Origin of the sequence: Bacillus sp. THAF10 (genome assembly GCF_009363695.1) — a bacterium.
GTDB lineage: Bacteria > Bacillota > Bacilli > Bacillales > Bacillaceae_I > Sutcliffiella_A.
Window position 1 is genome coordinate 3,904,692 of record NZ_CP045403.1, and the last position, 22,780, is coordinate 3,927,471.

Consider the following 22,780-nt stretch of genomic DNA (forward strand, 5'->3'; position numbering starts at 1 on the left):
CTCGGCATCGCCTGCGGGGTCTCACATTGGCCACTTCTTTAAGCAGGAGTCTACGTCTTGCTCTCCAATCAACCGCTGGTGTCGTCTAAAGAGTAAAAGCATATTTTAATACTAAAAAAAACCGAACTGATTTGATCAAATACTCAAATCAGTTCGGTTTTTACTTAGGCTAAAACACTTTTGTCCCAGCCTCCAATAATTTTTATCGAAAAGTGTCTTTTTAATAAAGATCTTTTCCAAAATTAGGAGCGAGGAGGCCGACGCTTTCAAACGTGGCACCAATTTTTTCATGAAATTCACCTAATGCAGCTTCCATATCTGCTTTGTCTTCACCTGAGCTAATCGCCGCAGCACGTTCCTCAAAATAAAGCGCCAAAAGCTCAATCGAATCCTTCATATCCGTTTGAAGTGCAGAATTAATTTCGGCAGGAACTTCAATTCCCCTTAATTCGTTTGCAATGCGATTACTTGCTTGTACTGCTTCATCTCGGTCACCAGTCTCCCCTTGAGATACCTCATAAGCGGAAACCGTTTTTACATGCTTTCTCACGACTGAGATCATTTCCATCTGCAGGTTCATTAAGTAATTGATATGATCTTCCCCATTTTCCTTTTCACTTGTGGAGGTAGCGGGTTCTGATTCTGTTTTTAACGTATCATCAGAACAAGCAACTAAAACAAGCAAGCTTCCTAAAATAACACTAATAATCCATTTCATATATATTAAATTCTCCTTTTTTTCAGGTAGTCTCTTTCCTAAAAGGTTGGTGCTATAAACCTGGAAAAAGTTCGCTTTAAGACTTTTCCAATCTTTATGAGAAGAAAAATTGCCACGTGTTTAAATTTTCGTCAACGATAAGAAAACGAAAGCGACTTTGATCTCGCGTGCATTACCTATAAGCAGTAGCAAGTAGTTTACGTAACCAACCTTCAGTTAAAAGTACGACAATAGTGTACTAGGAATTTGCTGCCATGTATAGGTTTTTTTATTAAGCTCTTTTCTAAAAGGTTGGTGCTAAATATAAGGTAAAAGGCAGCTTTAAGACTTTTTCCAATCGGTAAGCGAAGAAAAAATGGACACTTATTTAAAACTGCCTCTACAAAAAGAGCATGACAGCAGCGTTCATCTCGTGTCGCTTAACTATACGCAATAGCAACAAAGTTTGCGTTTTAAAAATTCCTTCCTCACTTTTGTTTTCCAAATATAACATTTTACCTATTGGGGTCCGATATGTTAATTTCATAGATAATATTATTTTCCTCTTGCAATTGGAGTGGATATTTCATAGAATAGGAGAATGCAAACGGTTGCACCACAAGTAACGTCCTTTGCACAAAAATGAATTCGTTTTCACATCAAAAGCGGAATGCGCCCGCTTTGAGACGTACAAACTTTGTCTAGTTGCTGCGGCTCGTTGCACTGAGTCGTATGAGATAAAGAAAACACGAAGAGTGATAGCTTTTTCGTGTTTCCTTATCTTAAGGTGACGTGGGAAATTTGCTAGTCTCAGGCGCATGGAGCTGGACGCTGCTTAAGAAAATATAACTTCACAATGAAAGAAGGCTGTTAACATGAAGAATCTTTTGTCTTTTGATTTTTGGCAGAAATTCGGGAAAGCATTGCTAGTAGTGGTAGCTGTAATGCCTGCTGCCGGAATTATGATTTCGTTTGGTAAGCTTGTTGCCATGACGGGTGGCGACATCACAATTGTGCAAACGATTGCAAGAGTGATGGAGGATATCGGTTGGGGTATTATCACCAACCTGCATATTTTGTTCGCTGTGGCCATCGGTGGATCATGGGCGAAGGAGCGCGCTGGCGGAGCCTTTGCTGCTCTTATTGCATTCATTCTTATTAACCGTATTACTGGGGCTATTTTTGGAGTAAATAATGACATGCTTCAGGACCCGGAAGCGACCTTCACTTCCCTTTTCGGACAAGAGTTGGTGGTTGGTGATTATTTTACATCTGTCCTTGGTGCTCCTGCCCTTAACATGGGAGTGTTTGTTGGGATTATCGCCGGTTTCTTAGGTGCGAATCTATTTAATAAGTTTTATAACTATAATAAATTACCAGATTCCCTTTCCTTCTTTAACGGAAAAAGATTTGTTCCATTTGTGGTAATTGGGGGATCGGTTATCGCGGCAGTTGTATTGGCAGTTGTGTGGCCATTTATTCAAGGATTATTGAACGATTTTGGAGTGTGGATTGCATCTTCAAGAAATAGTGCGCCAATCATTGCACCTTTTATATTTGGTGCTTTAGAGCGACTCTTGTTGCCATTCGGCTTGCACCATATGCTTACGGTGCCTATGAACTATACATCCCTTGGCGGTACGTACACGATTTTAACTGGCGGAAGCGCTGGCTCCGTTGTATCTGGACAAGACCCACTTTGGTTAGCATGGATTGCTGATTTGAATAATTTCCTTGCAGCTGGTGATACAGAATCATATGAAGCGTTGCTACGTGAGGTAGTTCCTGCTCGATTTAAGGTTGGGCAAATGATTCTTTCTTGTGCGGCACTTATCGGAATTGCTTATGCGATGTATCGCAATGTAGATAAGGATAAGCGCAAAAAATACAAATCTATGTTCTTCTCTGCAGGACTTGCTGTATTTTTAACAGGGGTAACAGAACCTATTGAATTTATGTTTATGTTTGCTGCGCCTGTGCTATATGTCATCTATGCGATTATGACAGGACTTGCGTTTGCCATTGTTGATATAATTGATATTCGTGTCCATGCTTTCGGCTTTATTGAGTTATTAACTCGGACACCCATGATTGTAAAAGCTGGTTTGTGGCTTGACCTTTTAAATTTTGTGCTTGCGTGTCTTGTTTTCTTCGGCTTAAACTTTGCGGTTGCAAACTTTATGATCAAGAAATTCAACTTCCCTACTCCAGGGCGTAACGGAAACTATATCGAGCAGGAAGAAGGAACATCTGCTGCAGCAAATGTGTCCGCTGACTCCCTAGCTCCTGCTATCATTGAGTTACTTGGTGGAGCAGCAAATATTGAAGATGTTGATGCGTGTATGACTCGCCTTCGCGTAACGGTAAAGGATAGAGAGCTTGTTGCTAGCGAGACTGCTTGGAAGGACAAAGGCGCACTTGGTCTCATTGTAAAGGATCGAGGCGTTCAAGCGATTTACGGACCAAAAGCGGACGTTATTAAGTCTGACATCCAAGACTTGTTAGGAGCGTAAAACATGAAACTACTAACCTTAAACTGTCATTCTTGGCAGGAAGAGAACCAGATGGAGAAAATACAGCAGCTTGCCCACGCCATAAAGGATGAAGCATACGATGTCATCGCTCTTCAAGAGGTTAGTCAAAGCATCGATGCGAACATTGTTACAGACAATATTAAGGCTGATAACTATGGACTAGTCCTGCAGCAGGAGCTTGAGAAAATCGGCGTTACCGATTACGAGCTCGTGTGGGACTTTGCCCATATGGGGTACGATACATTTGAGGAAGGCTTGGCTATTCTGACGAGACATCCTATTAAAGCGGTCCATTCCTTCTTTATTACAAAAAGTAACGATACGGACTTTTGGAAGACGCGTAAAATTGTTGGTACAACGATAGAGTTTAGCGGTCAGGATCTCTCCTTTTTCAGCTGTCATCTCGGCTGGTGGCAGGATGAAGAGGAGCCGGCAAAGCATCAAATGGATCAGCTCCTTGATTACGTTCGGAGCTCTGAACCCTTTTTCTTAATGGGCGATTTCAATAATACCGCTGAGATTAAGGGGGAAGGGTATACGTATTTGACCGAGACATTCGGACTTCATGATACCTATCTTTTAGCTGCTGAAAAAGACAGCGGCGTAACGGTTCGAGGGAAGATTGCTGGCTGGGATGAGAATGAACAGGACCTGCGTATTGATTTAATATTGGCAAGTAATCCCGTTCCAGTTGCCTCTTCTCGTGTCGTATTTAACGGGAAAAACAGACCGGTAGTCTCGGATCATTTTGGTGTAGAGGTTATAATAGAGGGATAAGTCGAATATTGACGCATTTCCAGGGAAATTGTAAAAGCGTGGACAGGCTCATAGCAGCTGTCCACGCTTTTTTGATTGTTTACTTATACGTTTTTCGTTGTTTGTATACTACCTTCTATCGCGCGAATTTCGGACATGATTCTTTCTGTCCACGCATCCACCACGCTATAGTCCATTGCCTGCACATAAATTTCTTCTAAGCTTGCATGCCAGCTCTTTGCCTCTGTAAGCTTGCCAATCGCCGCTTGCATCGTTTCTGTATAACGACCCTTCACAAGTGCAAGCTCGTGCTCATATCGCTCATCCGTACCACTTCTAATGGTTCTCTCATACATATCCACAATGGCGTCCCCTTCTTGACCAGGAAAATATTCATGTGGCGCTGTGCTGTCAAAAATCGCGAACCCAAGCTCACGGCAAATTATCATATCAAGGCTATACGGGTCAAAGCCACAATGATAAATCTCACAATTAAAGCCCTTTTCTTCTGCCGTCTTTGCTAGCTTTTTCAGCATAGTGGATTTCCCAGAGCCAGGACGACCCTTGATAAAATAACGGTGTGTAAGACCTTCCGTTAAATTTGGAACAAAATCCTTTGCTCCTGCTGGTGTTGCCGCACCGAGAAATCGATGTCTGACATCGGCTTTTTTGTGGAGAATCTTATTTTGAAAAAGCTTTTCCTTCAGTTCCTCTGTCAGCTTATTTGCCTCCGCAAAATTCATGTTATGAATATAGTATCTTTCCCAATCATCATGTATTTTTAACGCTCTCGCGAAGGTTTGATATGCCGTTTGGAAAGCATTCTTTTTCTTTGAAGCTAAGTGGATGATTTCCTCTTTGTGCTTCTTCAGAAAATTAGAGTCCCAGGCCTCCCCAAGATTCACATACTCCTCGACCGCTCCTGGCGCCTTTGGTTCAATAACATGCGGCGCCGTGCCATCCACAATCCCTATTCCGAGCTTTCGTATGATCACGCCGTCCACCGATGATGTATCCGAAGAACAATGCAAGAGTTCAATATCGTACCCTTTTTCATTCCAACTTTTTGCTATTTTTTTGATTAAGGAAGACTTCCCGGTTCCAGGGCCACCTTTTAAAATAAATACCCGATCCAATCCCTCTATGTTCGACTCATATAAGCTATAAAATCCACGTGCCGTATTGCCACCGGCGTAATAATTGAGAATTTTCCCTGCCAAGTTCCAACACTCCTTTGCTGGTAGGTTATATCACCATAACACTTCCCTCTTACGATATGCAGGAGGATGGAGATGGGTGAAAGCCTAGCTTGTTGGAGGAAAAATGGGTGCTATGATAAGTCTTCTGCTGCAGTAATGGCTGTTTTTGAAATGATTTTAGGTAACTTTTTCTTCTTTTGAGCAAAACAATCTGTGTATGTAGGGGAAATGGAGGGGACGGGATAACCTTGAGGGGCTGAAAAAAGGCGATTCAGCGAAAATTTGTGGAATTAAGCGAAAATGAAGATAATCTGGCGTTTATATTTTTATTCTGGCGAAAACCGAGATAATTCAGCGATTATTCTACTATTCTGGCGAAAATCAACATAATCTGGCGATAGTTAAATTGGGGGTGGATTGTCCCTTAAGTCTACCACCAACTCAACATAAAAAAAACCGCACCCAATCTTATCAGGTGCGGCTCTCATCGCGCTAGAGGCAACAAATATTAATCTTTATTCAACTTCAGCTTCGCCAACGCATCCGCTAGCGCGGTATTCACTGGCTCATCCTTGTGTTGCTTTTTCATATACTGATTCACGTCACGCTTAGACGCCTTTTGGTTGGCATTTTTCTTGCGACGCTCTTGGAAGGTGCTGAGCTTTTCGCGGTGACCGCAGACACATGCAAACATTTGCCCTTCTCCCTCACCGCGCAGTTCTAACTTTTTACGACATTGAGGACAACGAGCATTGGTTACTTTTGAAACATTTTTGCGATGGCCACACTCGCGGTCCTGACAAACAAGCATTTTGCCTTTTTTGCCGTTCACCTCTAGCATAGGCTTGTCGCAATCTGGACAGCGTTTGCCAGTCAGATTATCATGCTTGAATTTTTCATCAGAATTTTTAATTTCATGAACAATTTGCTTGGCGTAAGCTTTCATTTCACTGATGAACGCTTCCTTTTTCAGCTTGCCCTTTGCAATTAGTCCGAGCTTTTGCTCCCACTCTGCGGTTAGTGCTGGCGAGCGTAAATCCTCTGGAGCGAGATTCAACAGCTGTCGACCTTTGGAAGTTGTGTGAAGCCCTTTGCCGCGCTTTTCCATCAGGAAGCTATTGAACAATTTTTCAATGATGTCGGCTCTGGTAGCCACCGTTCCGATTCCACCTGTTTCTCCGAGTGTTTTCGCAAGACTCTGGTCGGTATTTTCCATATACTTCGCAGGGTTTTCCATTGCTGACAGGAGTGTTCCTTCGTTAAATGGTTCGGGTGGCTTTGTTTTTCCGGTCGTGATTTCCACCTTTTTTATAGATAAACGATCGCCAACAGACAAGCTAGGTAACAGCTGATCTGCATAACCGTCCGCACCTTCCTCCTGCTCTTCGATGGAACCGAAAACCTCTTTCCATCCTTGGGCAATGACCGTTTTACCTTTTGCCACAAACTGCTCTTGGCCCATCATTGCCGTAACGGTCGTTTGCTCATAGCGGAATGGCGGTAGCAATACAGCAAGGAATCGCTTCACAATCAAGTCGAAAATTTTGTATTCCTTGTCAGAAAGCTTGCTTAACAATACCGTTTCCTCCGTTGGAATAATCGCATGGTGGTCGGTAACCTTTTCGTTATTCACAAACGATTTGTTGGCTTTGATTGGTTGAGTGAGTAGCTTTGATGCAATCGTTTTATAGGAATGCGCACGTATCGCCTCGACCCTTTCCTTTAGCGTATCGACCATATCGGTGGATAGGAATCTGGAGTCGGTACGAGGATAGGTGACAATTTTATACTGCTCATACAGGCGCTGCAAAATAGAGAGTGTTTCTTTTGCAGAATAGCCGAAAATTCGGTTGGCATCGCGCTGAAGCTCTGTAAGGTCATACAATGCCGGAGCGTACGACTTTTTCTCCGTTTTTTGGATATCGTTGACAGAGGCATCACTATTTTTCAGTTTTTGAAAAAGTTCGTCCACTTTTGCTTGATGAAATGTTCTTCGTTCCTTCGTTTTCGCATCCTGCCAAACAAGCTGGAAGCCGTTTTCCGTATAGGCTTTTAATCCAAAGTATTCTTTTGGAACGAAGCTCTTCATCTCTTCTTCTCTTTTCAAAATCATCGCAAGTGTTGGCGTTTGCACGCGACCACAGGATAACTGAGCGTTGTGCTTGGTAGTGAGCGCACGAGTGGCGTTCATCCCTACCACCCAGTCCGCTTCCGCACGGGCTACTGCCGAGTAATAAAGGTTGACGTATTCTTTCCCGTCACGCAGGCGGGCAAAGCCTTCCTTAATCGCTTTGTCTGTGACAGAGGAAATCCAAAGTCGTTTAACAGGCTTTTGGACACGCGCTTTTTCGAGAATCCAACGAGCAACTAGCTCTCCTTCACGTCCAGCATCGGTTGCGATAACGATGTCCTTGACGTCTTTTCGGGTAAGCTGTGCTTTCACCGCGCTATACTGCTTGCCTGTTTGCTTGATGACCACAAGCTTTGATTCATTTGGCAGCATTGGCAGGTCTTCTAGTTTCCAGCTTTTAAATTTCACATCATAAGCCTCTGGGTCAGCTAGGGTGACTAGGTGTCCAAGCGCCCAAGTGACAATATAGTTGTCGCCTTCTAAAAATCCATTACCTTTTTTATGGCATTTTAATACTCTTGCTATATCTCTCCCTACAGAGGGTTTCTCTGCAAGTACAACGGTTTTTGACATCGTAACAATCCCTTCCAGCTTTCTCTGCTCTAATCTTTACATAATGAGGGTCGGTAGTCAAAAAGGAAGAAACTTCTTCGTTTCGCTCATAGCCATTCCTTGTAAATTTTAGTATGATGAGAGATAGATATTTTTTAGGATAGGATGGAAGAGAAAAATGAGTTTACTAACAGTAGATGGGTTAAGTCACAGCTTTGGAGATCGTACGTTATTTAAGGATGTAACCTTCCGCCTTTTGGCTGGGGAGCATGTTGGCCTTGTAGGAGCGAACGGGGTTGGGAAATCCACCCTAATGAACATCGTTACAGGAGAAATCGTTTATGATACAGGCCGCGTGGAGTGGACACCGGGCGTAGAATACGGCTATTTGGATCAGCATACGGTGTTGACACCAGGAAAAACAATGCGCGATGTGCTGCGCGATGCATTTTTGCCACTCTATGAAAAAGAAAAAGAGCTAAATGCCATTACCGATAAAATGGGAACTGCCACACCAGAAGAATTGGAAGAGCTGCTGGAGCAAATGGGCGAAATCCAAGATCATTTAGACGCAGGTGGATTCTATAATCTTGATATAAAAGTAGAAGAGGCTGCTCGCGGACTTGGGCTTGATGCGATTGGACTCGACCGCGATGTTGCAGCGCTAAGTGGTGGACAGCGAACGAAAGTACTACTAGCGAAGCTGTTGTTAGAGCAACCGAAAGTATTGCTGTTAGATGAGCCAACCAACTACTTGGATGTGGAGCACATTAAGTGGCTCAGCGGTTACCTGAAGGAATACCCACACGCATTTTTGCTGATTTCCCATGACACAGAGTTCATGAATGGGGTCGTGGACGTAATTTTCCACTTGGAATTTTCGAAAATGAACCGCTACACAGCGTCCTATGAAAAGTTCTTGGAGCTTGCGGAAATCAACAAAAATCAACATATCAACGCCTATGAAAAGCAAAAGGAATTCATTAAAAAGCAAGAGGATTTTATTGCGAAAAATAAAGCGCGTTACTCCACGACTGGTCGTGCGAAAAGTCGTCAAAAGCAGCTCGATCGCATGGAGCGAATTGACCGTCCGGAAACTGCGGCGAAGCCTACATTTGGTTTTAAGGAGTCCCGCGCAAGCAGCCGTTATGTGGTGGAAGCGAAGGACCTTGAAATCGGTTATGCTCACCCATTGCTGCCAAAGCTTTCGATGGAAATCGAGCGTGGCGACAAAATTGCCATTGTCGGTTGTAACGGGGTTGGAAAATCGACGTTGCTAAAAACGATTTTAGGAAAAATAGATCCACTTGGTGGTTCAGTCGTACGTGGCGACTTCCTCTTCCCTTCTTATTTTGAACAAGAGGTAAAAGCGAAGGATGTTACGCCGATCGATGATGTGTGGAATGAGTTTCCGGCACTAGACCAGCATCAAGTGCGTGCAGTACTGGCGCGTTGCGGATTGAAAAATGAACACATTACTCGTCCGTTGAGTCAGCTATCAGGAGGCGAACAAGCAAAGGTTCGTTTGTGCAAGCTGATGATGCACGAAAGCAACTGGCTGCTGTTTGACGAGCCGACCAACCACTTGGATGTGGTGGCGAAGGAAGAATTGAAGCGCGCGATCAAGGAATATAAAGGTACCGTTCTGCTCGTATGTCACGAACCTAGCTTCTATGAGGATTGGGTAACGAAGGTTTGGAATGTTGAGGAATGGGCGGAGAAAGCGGAATAGAAATTTGAGAGTGGTCGTCACCATAAGGGGCGGCCGCTTTTTTTTGGGAGAGGAGTGGGTTATTTGGAAGTTGGGGTTGGGGGTCTGGAGTGGAGCTGAAAAGTTTGAACGTGGTTTTTTCCGAAATTTTGAATTCGCTCGCAAATCCTGTTTTTCGCTCGTAAATTGGAATTTTCGCTCGCAAATTCTGAATATCGCTACTAAATTAAGATTTTCGCTCACAAATCTTAATTTTCGCTACCAAACATGGATATTCGCTCGCAACGCCGTTCCCCTCCAATTTACTACCTAAACTCCAAAAAAAAGAAGCCTGCCAACCTCCAGCAGACTTCCCTCTATCATCATTCCCTATTAAAGTGGCTTTGGATCATAACTTGACCCGGTCCAGTCCGTCAGCTCGCACACGGCCTCCCAAAGCTTTGGATAAAATTCAAATTTCGCGCCCTTTTCCAACGCTTGTGCTGGGATACCCTTGAGACTCTTTGTATTCAGTCCGATCATGCGGCGCACAAGCTGAATATGCTGCTTACGGAAGGTTTGGAAGTTTTCATCAAACGCAATAAGCTCCTGCATTAACAGGAATAACTCGTAATTGTCTTTAGCAGCCTGATGAAGCATAAATGGCGTGAGCTGCTTAACTTGTAACAGGTGCTCAAATGGATCCCACAGGGTTGGTCCTAGACGCAGAATTTCGTTAAAGCCTGGGGAATCCTGCCCACTGCCACGGCCTAATGCTAAACGAATCGTGTGGTAGTCACGCGGGCTGATTACTTTCACCATATCAAAGACTGGTGGTAGCTGCTTAAGGTGCATGTTGACTCTTTGCAGCTGATGTACGGCTGGCAAAACCTCATTCTTTTGCATGTTTTTGTCTGCCAGGTGGATGTACTGGATGATTAGCTTGAAATGCAGTTCCGCAATTTGATGGATCATTTGGAAGGTTAATTCATCGTCACAGCACAGCTCTGCATCACTTTTTTGAAGCCCAAGTAACTCGTCCGTGCGAATGTATTTCTCATAATCTGTCAGTTTCTTCTGTTCCATTATTTCTCCTCCTAGCCGGATAAATGGAAGGTCTAACGTCTATTAGCTACTATTTCCACTCACTCGCATAAGTTTATGTAACCCTTTACATCTCATGTTACGCACTTGGACAAATCCCTGTCAACCTAATATTTCCTCTAAGCCTGCTTTGTAAGATTAGTGGCCCTTACTTTTTCTTCTTCAAGCTTTTATGAATCCAGATGGCGGCCTGAACCCCATCTCCCATCGCAATCGCCACCTGCTCAGAGTGTGCCACCACATCCCCTGCTGCCCAAACGTTTTTTACACTTGTCTCTTTTGTTCTTGGATCTACTTTTATGTGTTTATTTTTTTCAAGCTCCACTCCAAGCTGCATGGCAAGGTCTGAATTCACCTTATTTCCTCCCATAGCAAGGAAAGCGGTTGGAGCTTCGATGACTTGCCCGCTAGCTAAGATTACTCCTTGAAACGCATCGTTTTTAACAACAGCCTCGGAAACTTCACTTGAAATGAGCTTAATGTCTTTCTGTAAAAGTTCATTTTGGAGCGCTACTTCTAAGGACTCTTGAAGATTTATGTAGGTAATCCTTGTCGTCCAGTGTGTGAGCGCTAGCGCCATAGTTACGCCTGCTTTCCCCTTCCCTAAAACAATGGTTGGCTTATCGGATGTGGCATACCCATCACAATCCGGGCAAACAAATACAGACTTGCCTAGGCAAGGTTGTAGCTTTGGAAAAGGAGGAAGATTGTCTTTAACTCCTGTGGCAAGGAGAAGCGTTTTTGTTTGATATTCGTTGTTATTGGTGGATTTGACTTGAAAAATATCATCCATTTTTATGATTTCCTTCACCTTCTCTTGCTGAAAGTGAACATTTAGTTCTTCTGCTTGCTCCCTACCAAGCTTTCTTAACGTATCGCCACTAACTCCCTTCGGCCACCCGAGCAGGTTATGGTAGCACTTGCATAAGGTTGACCTCCCATTGTTGCTATCTACCACAAGCACTTGATAATTATATCTACCTAGCTGAATGGCTGCTTGAAGCCCTGCGATTCCGCCTCCTATTATCACGCAATCATAAATCAATCCATCCGCCTCCAAATCTTTAAGCTTTGTAGCTAGTATTTGACGTTCGGAAAGAATTATTTTAAAAAAAGGCATAAAGACATGTTTCACTTTCTGTCAGCCGGGTATCAAAATTACATAACCAAGGAGGCGATAAAAAATGAAACCAACCTATAAAGAGTTTCAAAATGACGAACAAGTAGTAGGAGCAGTACAAGAGCTAAAAGCACAAGGTGTCCATGATGATAACATTTATATCATTACACATGATGATGACCGTACGAATCGGATAGCTGATAATGCTGATGCTAATACTGTCGGCGCCGGTGAAGTTGGTATGGATACGTATGTGAAAAATATTTTCCGCAGCAAAGGGGACGAGCTCCGTGCCCAGTTTAAAGAGCTAGGTTTTTCCGCACCAGAGGCGGAACAGCTAGAGGAAAAGCTAGATCAAGGAAAAATTATTCTTGTTGTCAAAGATATGACCCCTAGTACCACCCTATAAATTTATTTCGACTCCCCCTTAAAATATATGATTGAGAGGATGGCCTTTGGTCGTCCTCTTTTTTCTTTTTTCCTTTTTCATGGTACACTCTTAGTAAGCAATCTCTTAAATAGGTGTACGACCAATTAGGAGGGAATTATATGACAAATAATATGACCATTACCATTCAGCATGAGAAAAAGCAATTGCTCCTCAAGCCTAGTAACGTGTATATGTATCAGGGATTTCAAGTTGTCGAAGCCTTTAATGAAAATTACACAGAATGCTACTATTTATTTTTCTATAAAACATCCTACCTTACTGGAAAATGCACAGCAAAAATGAAGAGAAAATCAAAACTCAGCTCTATTTTGCAAAAAGGCATTCATTTTTCTCCAGATCATCCACTTTTAGCCTATTTACTCACGAACAATCGACTTCACACATTCCCTGCATTTACTCCACTTTGGGAAAAAATACAAAAGAAATACTCACCACTTGAAGCTTCCGTTATCCTTTCTATTTTCGACGCCTTTATGAAAAAAGAAAAAATCATCAACGTGATAAAAGAGTTTGCCCAACAATACCGTAGAGAAGGCAAACTGCTCCTCACGTATCAACTTCTCCGACTACTTACAGAAACGTATCCGACCAATAAATGGGCACAAGAAATGTCAAAAAGCCTTCAATATCAGTCCTATCAATCCCTTTATACTTCCAATCCCTCTTCCTTACTACCCAAAGATCCACTGTATGTGGAGCAATACTGCTACAATCATATCGAACAAGCGGAATACCTTGCCCTTCTTCAAGAAAAATTGCAAAAAGAAGGCAGGCAAATGGAACGATTGTCCCTATATTCCTACTCCCTTACTAAAAGTACACCTGATGACTTTGATACCTATAAGCAAATGATTTCGTGTTTCTCTAAAAGCACAAGTACGGAAGAAAAAGTGAAGTTTCTCAGCTATATACTGCGACATAGAGAGGAGTATCATGAAGGGTTGTACCGCGATTTATTAGGTTTACTGAAACAATCCGAGCGCTACGAAGACCTTTTAATCCTGCTTACAAAAAATAAAGCTCCTATTTCCGATAAAGATTTGCCATACATTCAAGAGGCGATGCAACATGTAAAATGGGCGGAACACCCCAACTGGCTTTCAGAGCTTTCCTTCCATTTTGATGCTGACATCACACCTACTCAAGTTCAGGCGCTTTTTCAAATCGTCGTGCCAAACCTGCTTACCATCAAAGGATTGGATTATACAGAGCAATGGATTTCACCTTACTGTGCAAAGTATCCAGGAATTCCAATCCTAAAGAAAATAAAAAAAATGGCCTCCTTAAAAAACGATCCAGACCAAATGTATGCACTTGGAGAAATGTACTATGAATTTAAACAGCTATCAGAGGCTGTAGAATGCTTTAACTGGGAGTTAGAGCTTGATCCATCAAATGCTAGCTCTATCAAGTGGCTGTCTAAGCTCTATCTTGAAATGGGGATGGTGGAGGAATCTAAGTCCTATCAGTATATGTTGAGGGAAGGATCTTAATATAAGGCTGTTTTCGTAAACTTTGTTGCTACTGAGTGTAGTTAAGCAACACGTAATCAACGTTGCTGTCGTGCTCTTTTCGTGGAGGAGTTTTAAACACGTGGCAATTTTTCTTAGCTCGAAGATTGGAAAAAGGCTTAAAGCCAACTTTTTCTTAAGTTTTAGCAACAATCTTTTAGAAAAGAGCTTAATAAAAAGCTGTTTTCGTAAATTTTGTTGCCACTATGTATTGATATGACACATGAACAAAAAACCCCAAATCCAAAATGGATTAGGGGTTTTCCTTTTCTATTAATGCGTTGGAATATACGCGTTATCTTCGCACGCCTTCACCATAAACTCGTATTGAAGCAAGCGCACTTCAAACAGTTTTAGCGGGTCGTAATAGCGCTCAGGGCTTGCTTGCATTTGTTCTAGCTTTTTGTTGGCATGGGCAATGGTTGCTTCTGTTTCCTCGACTGTATGGTTTAAATCGAGGAATGCTCCCTCGTAGAACAGGTTGATGTCTGCTTTAAGCGCTTTTTCAAACAGATCGAATTCAAGGAAGAATTTATTGACTACATCCTCTGCAACGTCAGTGAAGCGTTCGTTTTCAATGTATTTTTTATACTGAGTAAAGAGAAGCTGGTTGCTTTGTTGCAGCGAGCCGAACAAACGACCGGCACCTTTTAGCAGGTATTGAGTCGTATTTGGACGATTCAGGATGTTTTGTTTCTCCACTTCCACCCTGCTTAGAATTCGGTTGATGTCCCTACGCCAGTCTTCCATTACTTTAAAATCGCAAACAAGCTTCATTTTTTCCTCTTTGTACAAGGCATTGAAGGTGTCGCTCATGCCTTGCAAGTATTCCTGGCTGTCCTTGAGCTCGCGGTTAGAGGTATCTAACCATAGTTGCAGCTCCTGACGCAGCCTTGGTAAGAGGTCTGAATGCATATACGTAGCGATGGTTTCGTTCATTCGCTCGTTTAATTCGAGATGAAGCGTTTTGAAATTACTGTCTTCCTTCACATAGCTTGAGCATTCACGAAGCAGCTTAGGAATCGTCTTCATGGCCTCTCGTTTCATTTCAATCGTAACAGCGCGGTACCCTTCTGTGATGCTTTGAATTTTTTCCGCTTCTGTATCATGCATGTGATGGATAAATCCACTCAGGCGGCTTAAGATGTCCTCATGAAAATCTACTGTCCCTTTTAAATTGTCCTCCATCGCAATTCTGCTGTTGAGAAGCTCTGTTAAAGTAGAGCGAATCAACTGCAATAGCTTAGAGGTACGACGCTCTTCCACTGCTTTACTGCGAAGCTTGAAGTTTGTTTCCATAAAATGAGCAAGATTCTGATGCTGCTTGCTCGCAGAACGTAGGGAAGAATAAGGGAACACTCTCGCATCAGGGAAAAACTCGTTGATGCGGTGCTTCGCTTCCTCGACGATTTGCGTTGCTTCGGCTTCATGGAAAGCTGTGTCCATTTTGTTTAGCACAAAGTGTACAGGAATTTCCGGTGCACGCTCTTTAATTTTCACAAGCACTTTTAGCTCTTCTTCGGTAAATGGTGTTTGAGCATCTAAAATGTACAGCAATCCATCCGAAAGTGGAATGTATTTCATTGTTTCATTTCCTTCCACATTCTGGCCTTCAAACTCAGGTGTGCTGATCAAGGAGTACTCTTGATCTTCTAGGAATGCTGATGGCCATTTCAGGTCAATAATGGACCCTAGTCGATGGTCGGTAATCTCTCCTAGAGCAGTGGTTTCATCGAGCGTAATTTCGTTCATTTCTGCAATGTCCCCATCCGAGCTAACAAACACTGGGGCAGTCTCCTCCCCTAACAATTTCTCGCCGATGAGGGAATTAATAAAGGATGATTTTCCGTTCTGGACAGTCCCTGTTACAACAAGATGTTTTCGGTTTAGGTTACTGAGCTGAGAAAACAACCATTTTTTCTGATGAGCAACAACCAAATGATTATTTTTGGCCCATTCTATCAATGTTTTGAATAACTCCACCGTGTAATTAACCTGGATGCTGTCGTGCTCGTAATGGAAAATGCGGTTTTCAGCATCCTCCAAGACGTGAGCCGATAATGCTGTTGGAAAAACCTCGTTCCAGGACATTACTGCTGCAGATGCAAATAGAGATTTTGATCTGTTTGATACCTTCAGCCAGTTGCCTAGTAAGTCCGGTACAATTCCTTGTAATTCCTTAATCAAATATTTGCCTTCAATTAAGGATAAATACGTGCGTTGGTGCAGTCCTTCTACCTTTGTCCATGATACTTCTGAATCCCTCTCAAGCGAGGTAAAAATGCCATTTGCGGTTTTCACCCATTCTAAATATTGAGGGTGATTATCGTAATTTTGCCATAGGGCTGCTACTAGGCTTTCAAACTTTTGCTTATTCTCTTCTAGTAGCACATGAAGAACTTCTTGGAAATAGCTTGGACTAAATTCTGTTGCATAGCCTGCATCAATATAGCTCAGCAAGCAGTCGTACCAAGCCTCTGAACGCGTTCTTATGGACTCATGCACCGCAAGCTCGATCGCATGCTGACGGTCATCCTGCTCTTCATAAAACGTACGGGCTGTTTGTGTAACATGTGGATAGTCAGGGTTGATGGCTATAGCCTTTTTAATATTTTTATAGGCATGTTCAAGCTTCCCTCGTTGGATATAGAGAGTGAATAGTTGGAGAGCAACTTCAATTTTAAGCGTAGAGTTGTCTGTCGTAATTTTGGAGTATATGTCTTCCGCATCCACGAGCATTCCAAGCTCAAAATAGGAATCGGCGATGTTCTTTTTCGCCCATGGCCCTAGCTCATTGTGAACATTTTCCCATTTAAAGATAGCACTTTCGTAATCTTTGCTGTGAAAATAAACCTCACCTTGAGCAAAGCGGATAAAGGATAGGTCGGCCACTTCATTTTCTTGTTCGGCCAAAAACGCTTCCCCGAGAGCTTGCACGGGATGCTTTGTCTCTACATCCAAGAGTAACGTTTCAAAATACGTTTTACTGATTAATTTGTTTTCCTGTGTCATATTATCCCCCACCAATCATTCACCATTTTTTACTGGCTAATAATGAGCACTTTCAAATGCAAAGTGATGTGTATTTTTTTTCTATCATCTTGTATATAGTTCGTAAGTCTTTGCGTTTTTTGGACCATTATCTTATACCCTTTTTCCCAAACAAATACTCATCATTTTACTATTTTCGTTTGAAAAAATTATTTCCCGGGAAAAGATGGAAATTCGAATGGTTTTTCATTTAAAAACTAAATGTAAGTCCGCTGGTGATTTCCGCAAAATGGCTCCGCGTCAGCGGGGCGAGTTGCGAGCGTCCTCGGCTGCGCCTGTGGGGTCTCCAGTCAATCGCTTCTTTTCTCCGGAGTCTCCGCCATTTGCTCCAATCACCAGCTAGAAACTACTTTAAATAAGAAAAATAGAATACAAAAACGCGAGATAATAATTTCTCTCGCGTTTCTTCATTTTAGTACTATTTATTCATATGTGATAAAAAATCTCCGAGCAGTTTGTCGACATCCTCGACCTCTAGCTCTTCTTTTTCTTCTGTGGAAGCTTGTTCCTGAAGTGCTGCGTCCCAATCGATGGCTTCTAAATCATCCTCTACTTCAGAGATAGGGGAACTAGCCTCCAGTTTCTCTGATGGTGATGAATCATCTGTATACATGGATTCGCCTTGCAAATATAGCGCCTGATCGATGTCAGTTGAGTTACTGTTCATTGCTGCTAGGATGCTGGTTGCACGCACTGGATCTGAAAGAAGCTGGTAGACAATATTGCCTAACAAGGCCTCTGAATGCTGATGCTTCAGCCAATCCCGCTGGCTTTTTGATAAGCTTTTAGGAAGCGGGATCGAAATGGTCTCTTTTTCCCTAGCATGTGATTGTGTTACGCCTTGTAGGACAAAGTCGGCAATTTTGCTTGAAAAATTACGTCGTTCCGTTTCCTTAAGCCGCTGTAAATGTTTAATCAGGTGGTCTGGTGTGTCAGAGGGAATGCGGAAGGAAAGAGCTTGTCCGCGCTGAATCCCCTGACTAGCATTTGTTTTCTTCATCCCATCACCCTAATTATGCTTTCACTGGTTTTTGTTCTTTCGACTCTTTCTCTTTGTTGTTTTTCTTCACAAAGTCAGAAATCAATTTGTAATAAGCATTCGCCATCATCCAAATGCTTTCCTTTTCATCCTCGAAAAAGTCAATATTATACCCATCTAGGTTATTGTTTAAGGTTTTTAAGTATTCTTTTAAAACCGTTGAACCGCCGCCAACAAAATAGCAAATTTCTGATTGAGAATTCTTCTGCCATACGTTTCTAAGCAATCGATATTGCTTTTTCGCCAAATCAAGCAGAATGCGATCTGTAATATCATGTACGCTCGTTCTGCTTCCACGTACCATAATGTGATTACGATCATTCTTCTTCGTAATAATCTCCACTACATCCGAGCGGCTGTCCAGCTCCACACCATGCTTGGACAAAATTTCTTCCCTAATTTGCTCTAGCGCTTCTGATACACCAAGGTTAAAGCCTTGCGCTTTATCGTCATCCACATTGCGGTTTTTAATGACAGCAATATCCGTTGAAAGACCACCGATATCTTGAATTAAAATACGCTTATCAATGAGGTCTTTGTTAATGATATTTCCATCATTATCTAAAACTAAGTTGATGTACGCAGCAAAGCCTTCTGGATAAACCTTGATTTCATCGAACTTGATGTTCACTTTCATGCCTTGGTATTTTGGTGTTACCAAAAACTCTACTTGGTGCACAGAGCCTAGTAATTTTGAACGATACCCAGCATCCTTGCCTTCCTTCACTTCTCGAAGCGGTAATCCAGTACCTAACGTATAGTTAGCATCAACGACATTTTTATTACGAGGAAAAACTTTTTCATTTTGCGCATGAACTGCATCCAACGCCAACGTCGCAAATAGCATCACTAATGTTTGGTCTTCTTCAGATTTACTGCTCCCTGGATCTAGCTCAGTTGCATTCTTACTTTTTGTTGCTAGATTACCAATACGATAAATGGCATTGTTGTCCATCAGGGCAGGGGAGTGTACACGAACATGGATGCCATCAAGGGGATCCTTATTATCAAGCTCCTCAATTCCAATTACAGGACGATCTTCAATATCTCTAGCAATTACGTTTGGAATATTCAATTCTGATTCTAGTTTTCCAAAAATAGCTTTAATAGAGTCGTTACCAACATCAATTGCCGCGATTCTAGATTTACTCATTTGACATCTTCCTTTCTTTTCCTCTATTCAATATTGATTTCCTTAAGTAGTAAAAAAATCTAGTAAGTATAATTTAAGCGTACCTAAAGTTCTTCCACTAATCAATCCTTCATCGTAAAAGTAATGAAAGTGTAAAAAACGTTTACAACTGTGTTTACTTTGCAAACATGTCTACATTTTAGGTATACCTGTTTACATAAACTGTACACATCCATATATACCAGCATGTTTACGTGTTTGTATACATGTAAACCAATTACGTTTACAACCGTATACATTTTGTATACTTGTAGACGATTTTTGTAAACTTTAATATTTCAACCATATTATCCCTTTTATTCCTCTGATTAAATATCCAATTCTAGTAAATTATCACTGCACCTCGACACACAAGTAATCATCGTTTCATTCTCTCGTCTCTCTTCTTCTGAGAGAAAATCATCCAAATGAAGTACAGAACCAGCCTTCACTTTAATTTCACAAGTTCCACAGCGGCCAATTTTACAGGAAGAAGGGACATAATATCCTGCAGCAAGTAAGGTATCCAAAACAGAGATATCTTCCTTTACTTTGATGTGTTCTCCATTGTTCAATATTATTGTAAATGCCTCTCCCTGCTCCGAGCTAATTGGGGGAGTAAAATGCTCATAATGAATGTGAGTGGCCGGAAAGCCAATCTCTGTTGCTTGCTTAATGAAAATGGAAATAAAGGCAGGTGGACCACAAAAATAAACATGTGTCCCAATCAAGTGATCATGTAAGCTCCGAGTTGTTAACCGATGTTGTTGATTAGAAAAATAAAACGATACATGGTCAGCAAAATGAGTAATTAAATACGGATAAAACGCACACTCCTTTATGGAACGTGCTGCATAATGGAGTTCAAAGGAGTGCCCTTCCCTCTTCAATGTATGCATCATGGAAAGAAAGGGAGTAATGCCAATCCCAGCCGCATAAAAGACATGATGAGTGCCAGAAGAACTTATTGTGAAATAGTTTTTAGGTAAGCTTATTTGCAGCCTATCACCTTCAGCAGCTTGATGATGCAAGTAGGAGGACCCCCCTTTTGAGTCACTTGTCAGCTTAACAGCAATTTCGTATGCGTCTCTTTGGGCAGGATCATTTACAAGGGAGTACCTTCTATCTATCACCCCTTGATTGGTTGCTAGGTTAAGAATGATGTGGGAACCAGGACTAAAACGAGGCAGAAATCCACCATCCACTGCCTTCAAAACAAAGCGTTTGATGCTAGAAGTCTCTTCTATAATTTTGTTTATGTATACATCAATATAGTTCTCTTGACTCAAACAAATCTACTCCTTTAACTCACTGGCTGCTACATAACCCATATAGGCATTTTTTATTGTAGAAAAATGTTCGGATACCTCTAATCTTAATTGACAAGCAGGGCACGACACCTCTCCCCTCCCAATCTCTTGGACAGAAAAAATTTCGTGGCAACGGCTACAGAAAACCGTTTTCTCTTTAGCAACAGTAGTGATATACTGCACTTCACCTGATGTAAGCCCAATACCTCTTAAGCTCGGTCTCAATATAGAGATTGCTTGCTGATTCAAAGCTATATAAAAATAGGTGCCAACCTTTTGAAGTTTGATAACATCAACTAATTCTAATGGCTTTTCGTCACAATATACCCACTGCTCAAAGGGACTATTTGTTCTTTTTAACGCATCTATTATTTTTAGAAGCAATGGATCATTATTATCTTTTGCTATCAGAATATACTTTCTTTTTCCAGGTACAAAAACAGGAGAAGTAAAAACATCTTTCATCCTTTTCTCTCCATGTATTTTTCTAAATAAGCTAAAACACTATCTCGGTATAATGAAATCCCCTTATATTCTGCTATGCTTGCTGGTAGTTCTTTTATGATTTGATAGAATTGTCGATGCCAGGCCGGATTAGCGATTAGCTTTTCTAGAGAAAGCAAGTGCGTGTGGATGGTGAAAAGGATAGAATGCGTGCCCGGTAATCGAAATAACTTCTGTACCTCCACTCTTACATGTACAAGGTGCCCGGCATTGTCAGCTGTCACTTGTCCTCGCAATTTTCCCCATTCTGCAAATGTCTCTAAAGAGGTATCCAGCCTGTTCCCTGCCATTAGCGACCAGTTCTTTCGCCACCAAGGATTACCTGCCTCAAGCTTTAACAAAAACCTCAGTATTCGCTCATCCAGACCTTCCTCTTTAAAGCCAGGTATCGGAAAGTGCAGGTCTCTAAAGCTCATACCATGGTTGAAGGCAATCGACCAATTCGCCGGAAAGCAAAGTTGCCCGGCATCTAGGAACAGATCGCTGTCCTTTTGTAGCATGAGAATGAGGTCCTCCTGTACGTGCCTGCCAATAAAATTAAGCGGATGCTCCATTTCCGAGTCATCACCAAAGCAGAACGTCACCTTTTCATCTAATATTTTATTCTCAAATGTCCATATATCCCCTTCCTTTTTGATAGAAAAATGGGCAGGGTAAAAAGTGGTAAGATGTTCTATCACCAATTCTAACGCTTCCCATTGCGCTTGTTTGGTATGCGGAAAGGCATGAAAACAGCGGCTGGTATGGTGTTGCAATAATGATCTTTTTAGCTCTATTTCTTTTTGATAGTTATCGGTGATTTCTACACTTGAGGGAGGATTCAATGGAATGGAGTTATTAGAATATCTATAAGTGTCGCTTGTAAACGGGTATGGAAAACTCGCTAGCTCTTTCAGGTTACTTCACCTCTTTTTTCAGAAAAATTAGATAGTTCAATTGTAAAACAGAAAGAGCCTGACAGCAAATGGCTATCAGGCTCATTAAACACCGTTGTAGATTTCTGAATATGGCTCCGCGTCCTGAGCCTCCTCAGGCTTTGCGCCTGGGGGTCTCCAGTCAATGGATTTCGCCAATCTACAGCTGGAAAACTTTTTTTATCTTTTCAACATCTTTCACAATGCCCTCTTCTAAAGTGACTTTATAAAATTCGCAACTTCCTTGTTAAAAGCTTCCACTTCTTCTAGGAAAGGACAGTGACAGCTGTTTTCAAAAAGAACGAGCTTGCTATTTTTTATGGAGTCATGAAGGTGCTCTCCGGCAGCGATTGGAATCAGCTTCTCCTCTTTGCCAAAGCAGAGTAACGTTGGCGTGGTAAGGCTAGGGAATACGGAACGATAGTCGACGATGGATTGATCAAATAAAATGGCGCTCGCTACACCTGCCGGAGGCTTTGTGGTCTCCTCTAACATCCATTTCATGTCGTCAGCACTAACATCATCCTTAAACATTAACGGAATAAATCCCTTCAAAAACTCCTCACGATTATCCTGAACCTCGCGCATAAAATGAGTCAAGGTAGCAAGGTCAAAGGCACCAATTTCAAAGTCAGGCCACTTGAAATCAGAGGCTAACTCATCCACAATGACGGTCCCTTTGACATTTTCTTCACCAAACTGATTTAAATACTCCCAAATCACAAAGGCCCCCATCGACCAGCCAACCAACACCACGTCCATGAGTGCCAACTTTTGAATAAAGCTGTGAAGGTCTTTGGCATAGGTGGCGATAGTATGTCCTTCCTGAACCTTCGAAGAGTCCCCATGCCCCCTTAAATCGACAGTGATGGCGCGAAAATCCTTACTGAAGTATGGTAGCTGTTCTTTAAAAAATTTCCTACTCATCCAGACACCGTGGATAAAAAGAACAGGCGTGCCATCTCCATGATCATCATAAACTAGCTCAACACCTGAACTAACTTCTATTTTCGGCATATAAAAGTCCCCCTTTCCTTTACTGCTCT

At 42.0% G+C, this 22,780-nt stretch carries 17 protein-coding genes; 5 read left to right on the top strand and 12 right to left on the bottom strand.

Annotated elements, in window-relative coordinates; genetic code table 11:
- Window positions 1–220 precede the first annotated feature (220 nt).
- Window positions 221–718 (bottom strand): hypothetical protein, encoded by a 498-nt coding sequence (locus tag FIU87_RS19920; protein ID WP_152446196.1) that lies wholly within the window; start codon window positions 716–718, stop codon window positions 221–223.
- A gap of 854 nt (window positions 719–1,572) precedes the next feature.
- On the opposite strand from FIU87_RS19920, the gene FIU87_RS19925 reads away from it, so the two are divergent.
- A complete protein-coding gene (locus tag FIU87_RS19925) occupies window positions 1,573–3,210 on the top strand; it encodes a PTS transporter subunit IIBC (RefSeq protein ID WP_152446197.1) in 1,638 nt (545 codons plus the stop codon).
- Window positions 3,211–3,213: 3 nt separating this feature from the next.
- A complete protein-coding gene (locus FIU87_RS19930) occupies window positions 3,214–4,008 on the top strand; it encodes an endonuclease/exonuclease/phosphatase family protein (RefSeq protein ID WP_152446198.1) in 795 nt (264 codons plus the stop codon).
- Between the two features lie 83 nt (window positions 4,009–4,091).
- On the opposite strand, the gene FIU87_RS19935 is transcribed toward FIU87_RS19930, so the two are convergent.
- Window positions 4,092–5,207, bottom strand: coding sequence for a PRK06851 family protein (locus FIU87_RS19935; protein WP_152446199.1), 1,116 nt, complete (start codon window positions 5,205–5,207; stop codon window positions 4,092–4,094).
- A gap of 487 nt (window positions 5,208–5,694) precedes the next feature.
- Complete coding sequence (locus FIU87_RS19940) at window positions 5,695–7,890, bottom strand: DNA topoisomerase III (protein WP_152446200.1); 2,196 nt, start codon at window positions 7,888–7,890, stop codon at window positions 5,695–5,697.
- A gap of 157 nt (window positions 7,891–8,047) precedes the next feature.
- On the opposite strand from FIU87_RS19940, the gene FIU87_RS19945 reads away from it, so the two are divergent.
- On the top strand, window positions 8,048–9,601 hold the full coding sequence (locus tag FIU87_RS19945) for an ABC-F family ATP-binding cassette domain-containing protein (RefSeq protein ID WP_152446201.1): 1,554 nt from the start codon (window positions 8,048–8,050) through the stop codon (window positions 9,599–9,601).
- A gap of 351 nt (window positions 9,602–9,952) precedes the next feature.
- Here the strand turns inward: FIU87_RS19945 and FIU87_RS19950 are convergent, their stop codons facing one another.
- Together FIU87_RS19950 and FIU87_RS19955 are read right to left on the bottom strand one after the other, a co-directional pair.
- Entirely contained in the window at window positions 9,953–10,645 is a 693-nt protein-coding gene (locus FIU87_RS19950; protein WP_152446202.1) for a tryptophan 2,3-dioxygenase family protein, read from the bottom strand.
- A 166-nt stretch (window positions 10,646–10,811) separates the two neighbouring features.
- On the bottom strand, window positions 10,812–11,783 hold the full coding sequence (locus FIU87_RS19955) for an NAD(P)/FAD-dependent oxidoreductase (protein ID WP_367643899.1): 972 nt from the start codon (window positions 11,781–11,783) through the stop codon (window positions 10,812–10,814).
- A gap of 64 nt (window positions 11,784–11,847) precedes the next feature.
- On the opposite strand from FIU87_RS19955, the gene FIU87_RS19960 reads away from it, so the two are divergent.
- Both FIU87_RS19960 and FIU87_RS19965 read left to right on the top strand, forming a co-directional pair.
- Window positions 11,848–12,192, top strand: a complete 345-nt coding sequence (locus tag FIU87_RS19960) for a YflT domain-containing protein (RefSeq protein ID WP_152446203.1) — start codon at window positions 11,848–11,850, stop codon at window positions 12,190–12,192.
- A 140-nt stretch (window positions 12,193–12,332) separates the two neighbouring features.
- Window positions 12,333–13,727, top strand: a complete 1,395-nt coding sequence (locus FIU87_RS19965; RefSeq protein WP_152446204.1) for a tetratricopeptide repeat protein — start codon at window positions 12,333–12,335, stop codon at window positions 13,725–13,727.
- A 291-nt stretch (window positions 13,728–14,018) separates the two neighbouring features.
- Here FIU87_RS19965 and FIU87_RS19970 read toward each other — a convergent pair whose 3' ends face one another.
- The 7 genes from FIU87_RS19970 to FIU87_RS20000 all read right to left on the bottom strand — a co-directional run bounded on the left by FIU87_RS19970 (window position 14,019) and on the right by FIU87_RS20000 (window position 22,751).
- Window positions 14,019–16,757: a GTP-binding protein gene (locus tag FIU87_RS19970; RefSeq protein ID WP_152446205.1), complete on the bottom strand. Its 2,739-nt coding sequence runs from the start codon at window positions 16,755–16,757 to the stop codon at window positions 14,019–14,021.
- A 457-nt stretch (window positions 16,758–17,214) separates the two neighbouring features.
- A complete protein-coding gene (locus FIU87_RS19975; protein ID WP_152446206.1) occupies window positions 17,215–17,796 on the bottom strand; it encodes a hypothetical protein in 582 nt (193 codons plus the stop codon).
- Between the two features lie 13 nt (window positions 17,797–17,809).
- A complete protein-coding gene (locus FIU87_RS19980) occupies window positions 17,810–18,988 on the bottom strand; it encodes a ParM/StbA family protein (RefSeq protein WP_152446207.1) in 1,179 nt (392 codons plus the stop codon).
- A 347-nt stretch (window positions 18,989–19,335) separates the two neighbouring features.
- The gene (locus tag FIU87_RS19985) at window positions 19,336–20,295 is read right to left on the bottom strand and encodes a PDR/VanB family oxidoreductase (RefSeq protein WP_152446208.1); all 960 of its coding nucleotides are present in this window, start codon (window positions 20,293–20,295) and stop codon (window positions 19,336–19,338) included.
- Window positions 20,296–20,301: 6 nt separating this feature from the next.
- A complete protein-coding gene (locus FIU87_RS19990) occupies window positions 20,302–20,781 on the bottom strand; it encodes a dimethylamine monooxygenase subunit DmmA family protein (RefSeq protein ID WP_152446209.1) in 480 nt (159 codons plus the stop codon).
- A complete protein-coding gene (locus FIU87_RS19995) occupies window positions 20,778–21,644 on the bottom strand; it encodes a heme-dependent oxidative N-demethylase family protein (RefSeq protein WP_253905473.1) in 867 nt (288 codons plus the stop codon). The genes FIU87_RS19990 and FIU87_RS19995 overlap by 4 nt, the downstream gene beginning before the upstream one ends.
- Window positions 21,645–21,947: 303 nt before the next feature.
- Window positions 21,948–22,751, bottom strand: coding sequence for an alpha/beta fold hydrolase (locus FIU87_RS20000; RefSeq protein WP_152446211.1), 804 nt, complete (start codon window positions 22,749–22,751; stop codon window positions 21,948–21,950).
- Between the last annotated feature and the right edge of the window lie 29 nt (window positions 22,752–22,780).

Bases quoted from the DNA above. Each gene is read 5' to 3' on its own strand.
- FIU87_RS19920 (WP_152446196.1), bottom strand. From the start codon at position 718: ATGAAATGGATTATTAGTGTTATTTTAGGAAGCTTGCTTGTTTTAGTT.
- FIU87_RS19925 (WP_152446197.1), top strand. From the start codon at position 1,573: ATGAAGAATCTTTTGTCTTTTGATTTTTGGCAGAAATTCGGGAAAGCA.
- FIU87_RS19930 (WP_152446198.1), top strand. From the start codon at position 3,214: ATGAAACTACTAACCTTAAACTGTCATTCTTGGCAGGAAGAGAACCAG.
- FIU87_RS19940 (WP_152446200.1), bottom strand. From the start codon at position 7,890: ATGTCAAAAACCGTTGTACTTGCAGAGAAACCCTCTGTAGGGAGAGAT.
- FIU87_RS19945 (WP_152446201.1), top strand. From the start codon at position 8,048: ATGAGTTTACTAACAGTAGATGGGTTAAGTCACAGCTTTGGAGATCGT.
- FIU87_RS19950 (WP_152446202.1), bottom strand. From the start codon at position 10,645: ATGGAACAGAAGAAACTGACAGATTATGAGAAATACATTCGCACGGAC.
- FIU87_RS19955 (WP_367643899.1), bottom strand. From the start codon at position 11,783: ATGCCTTTTTTTAAAATAATTCTTTCCGAACGTCAAATACTAGCTACA.
- FIU87_RS19960 (WP_152446203.1), top strand. From the start codon at position 11,848: ATGAAACCAACCTATAAAGAGTTTCAAAATGACGAACAAGTAGTAGGA.
- FIU87_RS19965 (WP_152446204.1), top strand. From the start codon at position 12,333: ATGACAAATAATATGACCATTACCATTCAGCATGAGAAAAAGCAATTG.
- FIU87_RS19970 (WP_152446205.1), bottom strand. From the start codon at position 16,757: ATGACACAGGAAAACAAATTAATCAGTAAAACGTATTTTGAAACGTTA.
- FIU87_RS19975 (WP_152446206.1), bottom strand. From the start codon at position 17,796: ATGAAGAAAACAAATGCTAGTCAGGGGATTCAGCGCGGACAAGCTCTT.
- FIU87_RS19980 (WP_152446207.1), bottom strand. From the start codon at position 18,988: ATGAGTAAATCTAGAATCGCGGCAATTGATGTTGGTAACGACTCTATT.
- FIU87_RS19990 (WP_152446209.1), bottom strand. From the start codon at position 20,781: ATGAAAGATGTTTTTACTTCTCCTGTTTTTGTACCTGGAAAAAGAAAG.
- FIU87_RS20000 (WP_152446211.1), bottom strand. From the start codon at position 22,751: ATGCCGAAAATAGAAGTTAGTTCAGGTGTTGAGCTAGTTTATGATGAT.